5 protein-coding genes are annotated in these 5,487 nt (G+C 43.2%); 4 read left to right on the forward strand and 1 reads right to left on the reverse strand.

What is annotated here, in order from left to right; genetic code table 11:
* Positions 1 to 157 precede the first annotated feature (157 nt).
* From IE039_RS08060 to IE039_RS08075, 4 genes are all read left to right on the forward strand, one after another.
* Positions 158 to 373, forward strand: a complete 216-nt coding sequence (locus tag IE039_RS08060) for a hypothetical protein (RefSeq protein WP_189429009.1) — start codon at positions 158 to 160, stop codon at positions 371 to 373.
* Positions 374 to 609: 236 nt separating this feature from the next.
* Positions 610 to 3,294, forward strand: a complete 2,685-nt coding sequence (locus tag IE039_RS08065) for a valine--tRNA ligase (protein WP_189429010.1) — start codon at positions 610 to 612, stop codon at positions 3,292 to 3,294.
* A gap of 73 nt (positions 3,295 to 3,367) precedes the next feature.
* Entirely contained in the window at positions 3,368 to 4,051 is a 684-nt protein-coding gene (locus tag IE039_RS08070) for a hypothetical protein (RefSeq protein WP_010004417.1), read from the forward strand.
* Positions 4,052 to 4,178: 127 nt separating this feature from the next.
* Complete coding sequence (locus IE039_RS08075) at positions 4,179 to 5,150, forward strand: beta-ketoacyl-ACP synthase III (protein WP_019041158.1); 972 nt, start codon at positions 4,179 to 4,181, stop codon at positions 5,148 to 5,150.
* Between the two features lie 71 nt (positions 5,151 to 5,221).
* Here the strand turns inward: IE039_RS08075 and IE039_RS08445 are convergent.
* A partial coding sequence (locus IE039_RS08445) for a hypothetical protein (RefSeq protein WP_229782865.1) occupies positions 5,222 to 5,487 on the reverse strand: 266 nt, incomplete at its 5' end.

The following is a 5,487-nucleotide window of genomic DNA, read 5'->3' on the forward strand; positions in this document are numbered from 1 at the left end:
TAACACCATTAAAGACCTTGATGGGTTTTTCTGTCCACTTAAATGTTCAACTTAAATTTTACAATCTGCCTATCAAAAAAATCGTGGTGGGCTTGTGAGTCGATACTTTACAACGTATGGGCGGTATTCACTGATTATCTATTTGGTGCACGCACCGATGGCTTCGATTGGGCGAGTACTCCTACTAAAACTAGGTGTTAACTACTATGCGTTGTTGCTAGTGTTGTTGGTTGCTTTTGCCTGGGGAACCAGTCTCATGGTGATTTATGGGACGAGAAAATGGCCGCTACTAAATGCAGTGTTTAATCCGGTAGCCTATATACGTCAAATAGCGTCACCTAAGCAGGGACTTGACGAACAGCTGAAATTCTAGTAAGATAATGCTTATCTTAGAGGATTAAGCAAATACATGCCCAGAGAGCTGATGGTGCTGTGAATCAGTCATGTTAATGCCCAAGGTTGCTAAGTGTTAACAAGTTGAATAATAAGAGTGGCTGATTATTGTGTTAAAAACAGACAATCAGCAATACAGGTGGTACCACGGTGAAAATCGTCCTAATATTATTTTTAGGGCGATTTTTTTTGTATCATAAACAAAAGGAGAATACTATGCGCGACATTGATATGTCAACAAAATATGACCCAACGGCTGTTGAAGCAGGCCGTTACGACCATTGGCAAGAAAAAAAGTTATTTGCACCAGAATCTAACCAAGCCATTCAGGGGCAAGAACCAGAACCTTATGCCATTGTAATCCCACCACCAAATGTCACGGGGAAGTTGCATTTGGGTCATGCTTGGGATACAACGCTGCAAGACATGATTATTCGTCAAAAGAAAATGCAAGGGTTGGATGTATTGTGGTTGCCTGGTATGGATCATGCCGGTATTGCTACGCAAGCCAAAGTGGAACAACGTTTGCGTGGTGAAGGGGTCTCACGCTATGACTTGGGCCGTGAAAAGTTTGTTGAACAAGTCTGGGACTGGAAGAATGAATACGCAGCCACGATTAAGCAACAATGGGGTAAGATGGGGCTGTCACTCGACTTTGACCGCGAACGTTTTACGTTAGATGAGGGCTTGAACAAGGCTGTCAACAAAGTCTTTATTGACCTCTATAATAAAGGCTTAATCTATCGTGGTGAATATATCATTAACTGGGATCCACAAGCCCGAACAGCCTTATCTGATATCGAAGTGATTTATCAAGATGATGAAGGCGCATTCTATCACGTGAAGTACCCATTCACTGATGGGACAACATTTGATGGCAAAGATTACATCGAAATTGCCACAACACGACCAGAAACGATGTTTGGTGATGTGGCTGTGGCCGTTCACCCAAGTGATGAGCGTTATAAGGACCTAATTGGCAAGACAGTCACGGTGCCACTTGTCGGCCGTGAAATTCCAATTATTGCCGATGAATACGTTGAAAAAGACTTTGGGACTGGGATGGTTAAAATCACGCCCGCGCACGATCCAAATGATTTCCAAGTGGGTAACCGCCATGATCTGGAACGGATCAACACGATGACTGATGATGGCCATTTGAACGAATTGGCTGGCCCATACAATGGGATGGAACGCTTTGAAGCACGTAAAGCGATTGTGGCAGATCTGGAAGCTGGTGACTACATGTTAAATGTTGAACCAATTGTGCACTCCGTTGGTCATTCTGAACGGACTGGTGTGCCGGTTGAATCACGCTTATCAACGCAATGGTTTGTGAAAATGGCGCCATTGGCTGAACAAGCGTTGGCAATGCAACAAAATCCGGATGAAAAAGTTGAATTTGTCCCAGCACGTTTTGAAGATACCTTTACGCGTTGGATGGGAAACATTCGCGATTGGGTCATCTCACGTCAACTTTGGTGGGGACACCAAATTCCGGCTTGGTACAAGCATAAGGGCACTGACCAAGAAGAAATCTACGTGGGTACGGAAGCGCCTGAAGGCGAAGGTTGGGAACGTGACCCAGATGTCTTAGACACTTGGTTTAGTTCAGCCTTGTGGCCATTTTCAACGATGGGTTGGCCAGAAGATACGACTGGTGATTATGCCCGTTATTATCCAACCAACACGTTGGTAACGGGTTATGACATCATTTTCTTCTGGGTAGCCCGGATGATGTTCCAAGGAAAAGAATTTACTGGTCAACGGCCATTTAAAAATGTCTTGATTCACGGCTTAATTCGTGATGGTGAGGGCCGTAAAATGTCAAAATCATTGGGCAACGGTGTTGACCCAATGGACGTGATTGAAAAATATGGTGCCGATGCGTTGCGTTGGTTCTTGGCAACGGGCTCAACGCCAGGGCAAGATGTGCGTTTCACGTATGACAAGATGGACGCTGCCTGGAACTTTATCAATAAGATTTGGAATGCTTCCCGTTATGTCATCATGAATTTGTCAGAAGATACCCCATCAACATTACCTGATTTGGACAAGTTAACGCTGGCTGATCAATGGATTTTGTCACGTTTGAACACGACTGTTGAAAATGTGACCCGTAACTTTGACAAGTTCGAATTTGGCGAAGCCGGTCGTGAACTGTATAACTTTATCTGGTCAGACTTTGCCGATTGGTATATTGAAATGACAAAGGAAACGTTGAACGGTGACGGGGATAAGGCGCCAGTACAACAAACATTGGCCTATGTCCTTGACCAAACATTACGTCTTTTGCAACCGATTATGCCATTTGTCACGGAAGCCATTTGGCAAGAAATGCCAGCCCAAGCGGGTCAAAACGCGGACTTCTCTGTGACCCGTTACCCAGTTGTCCACGAAGAATTAACGAATGTGGCGGCTGAAAAAGCCTTTAAGTCATTGCAAGACTTGATTGTGGCAGTACGTAATATTCGTTCAGAAGCCAATGCACCAATGTCAACAGAAATTGACTTGTTGATTAAGACAGCAGATGCTGGTTTGGTGCAGATTTTCCAAGATAACGCGGACTATATCAATCGTTTTGCGCATCCAAAGTCATTAACGATTGGTGCCGACATTGTCGCACCAGACTTGGCGATGTCACAAGTTATTTCAGGGGCCGAAATTTATGTGCCATTAGCTGAATTGATTGACATTGATGAAGAAATTGCGCGTTTGTCAGGTGAAGTGAAGAAGTTCACTGGTGAAGTAAAGCGTGCTGAAGGCAAGTTAGGCAATGAGAAATTTGTCAACTCAGCGCCGGAAGCCGTTGTTGCCGCTGAACGAGAAAAGCTAGCCGATTGGCAAGCAAAGCTAGCTGCGACACAAGAACGTTTACAAGCCTTACAGGCAACTAAGTAAACCATTAAAGAGTCAGTTCAGATTTCTGAACTGATTTTTTGGTTGGTGACTTGATAGAGACAGGATAAAACCTATGACAATGACCGTTATTTCTGATCCTGATCATCCACAGTACGATCAACTCACGCAAGTGGATGATCTCGATGCGGCCACACTTTGGGCACTACAAGCACGTGCCCGTCAACAACAAAAGGGACTCATAGCGTCTGTTGCCAATCCAATCAGTCGGGGATTTTTGGCTGATAATGGGTTTGAAAGTGTGGGTCAAACCTATGTTGCGACATTAAATATTCGAGATTTTTCTGGCGAACCGGTAGTACCGCTGGCTGATTTAGACAGTGATTTACAAACAGAACTCGTCCTATTATTGCGTGATCATTATGAACGCACGCATCGCTTCAATCCACCAGTAGCAAACGTTGACTATGACAAATGGCTCTTTGGTCATCAAGATTTTGATCCTGAGTATAGTATTGTGAGATTGGCAAAACAACATGTGGTTGCCGCAATATTAGTCTTTAAAGCTGGTGAAGATTATGAACTCCAATGGACATTTGGGGATGGTGTCACGACGTTACACGAGTTGTGGCGAGATTTATTAGGTATTTTACCCGTTGGCAGTCGGTTACAGGCTGCGTTCGAATCAACGGATGTTTTAGCGATGAGTGTTTATGAGATGTTTAACTGGCATAATACGCAACCAGTTCAGACAACGATGATATGGCATGATACGGCAAACAACTTGCGTATTATATAAAATCCGCTACAATAATATAAGTATAAAAAGAGGGTGTAACGTGGTAACGTTTGTCAATGTGACGACCAATAGGTCTGAATTTGATAAATGATATGTCCCGTTACAGCTGTTTAGAGGGGAAATAACGATGCCCGGAAGTAAAATATTAGCAAGTGCGCATTATGTCCCAAATGATATTGTGACGAATGATGATCTTGCTGAAATTATGGATACAAGTGATGATTGGATTCAATCACACACAGGGATTAAAACACGACATATTTCATTACAAGGTGAAAATACCAGTGATTTGGCCACAAAAGCGGCAGAACGCGCATTGGCTAAAACGTCACTGACGGCAGCAGACATTGATTTAATTATTGTCACGACTTTTACACCGGATGGTTTAGCGCCATCGACTGCTGCTTTAGTACAGCGTAATTTAAAAGCGGAGAATGCCTGGGCGTATGACATTATGACCGCTTGTGCTGGTTTTGTTTTCGGACTCAGTACTGCAGATAAGTTTATGCGTTCGGGGATGTATCGCAATGCCTTGGTGATTTCAGCTGAAGTCAATTCTAAAATGATGGATTTTACTGACCGAACAAGCACGGTCTTTTTTGGTGATGGTGCAGGCGCTGTGGTGTTGACAGCTGTTGCGGATGATGGTGTGGTTGCCGGTGAAGAGATGCACACAATCGGGGATGCCGATGTGGTCCATTCGGGTCGCATCGCCCCTTTGAAGACATTGTCAGCTGACAATTATCCAAAAATTGACGCTTTTTCACAAATGGGGCGCGCGGTTTATGATGAAGTCACAACCCGCATTCCACAACATATTCGTCATTTTTTGGCCGGCCACGACTTAACGCCAGCGGATGTGGATTATTTTATTCCGCACCAAGCGAATTTGCGTTTGATTGAATACATTGCCAATGCCCTTGATGAACCAATGGCGAAATTTGCGACAAACGTGGTGCATAACGGGAACACATCGTCAGCAGGGATTGCCATTGGGTTAGATGAACTCAATCAAGCAGTTGATCTTACCGGTAAGCGCGTGTTATTAACTGGATTTGGCGCTGGGTTCACCTATGGTAGCTTACTTTTGGGATTTTAAAGAAAAGGTTAAGACGCCTAATAAATTAAAAGATTAAAAAAACACCGTAATCGGATCAAAAATGAACCGAATTATGGTGTTTTTTTGTCCAAAAAGGCACGCAAAATTTGAATTTTAGGAGCGATAAATGTTGGTATCATAGGGTTTTTCAGCGTTTGTAATGATTCTGTAACAAAGTTACATGATTGATAAATTTGATCAATATTGGCGTTATACTCGACAGTTATACTAGTAAATGTTCTTAAGATTTGTATAAAGACAAATCTAAAAGGCAGATTGCAAGAAATAACTTGAACGAATTTAGTGACGTAGATTAAGTAAGAAGATCTCGATTGGT

It is taken from the genome of Leuconostoc lactis KCTC 3528 = DSM 20202 (assembly GCF_014651235.1).
Classification (GTDB): domain Bacteria; phylum Bacillota; class Bacilli; order Lactobacillales; family Lactobacillaceae; genus Leuconostoc; species Leuconostoc lactis.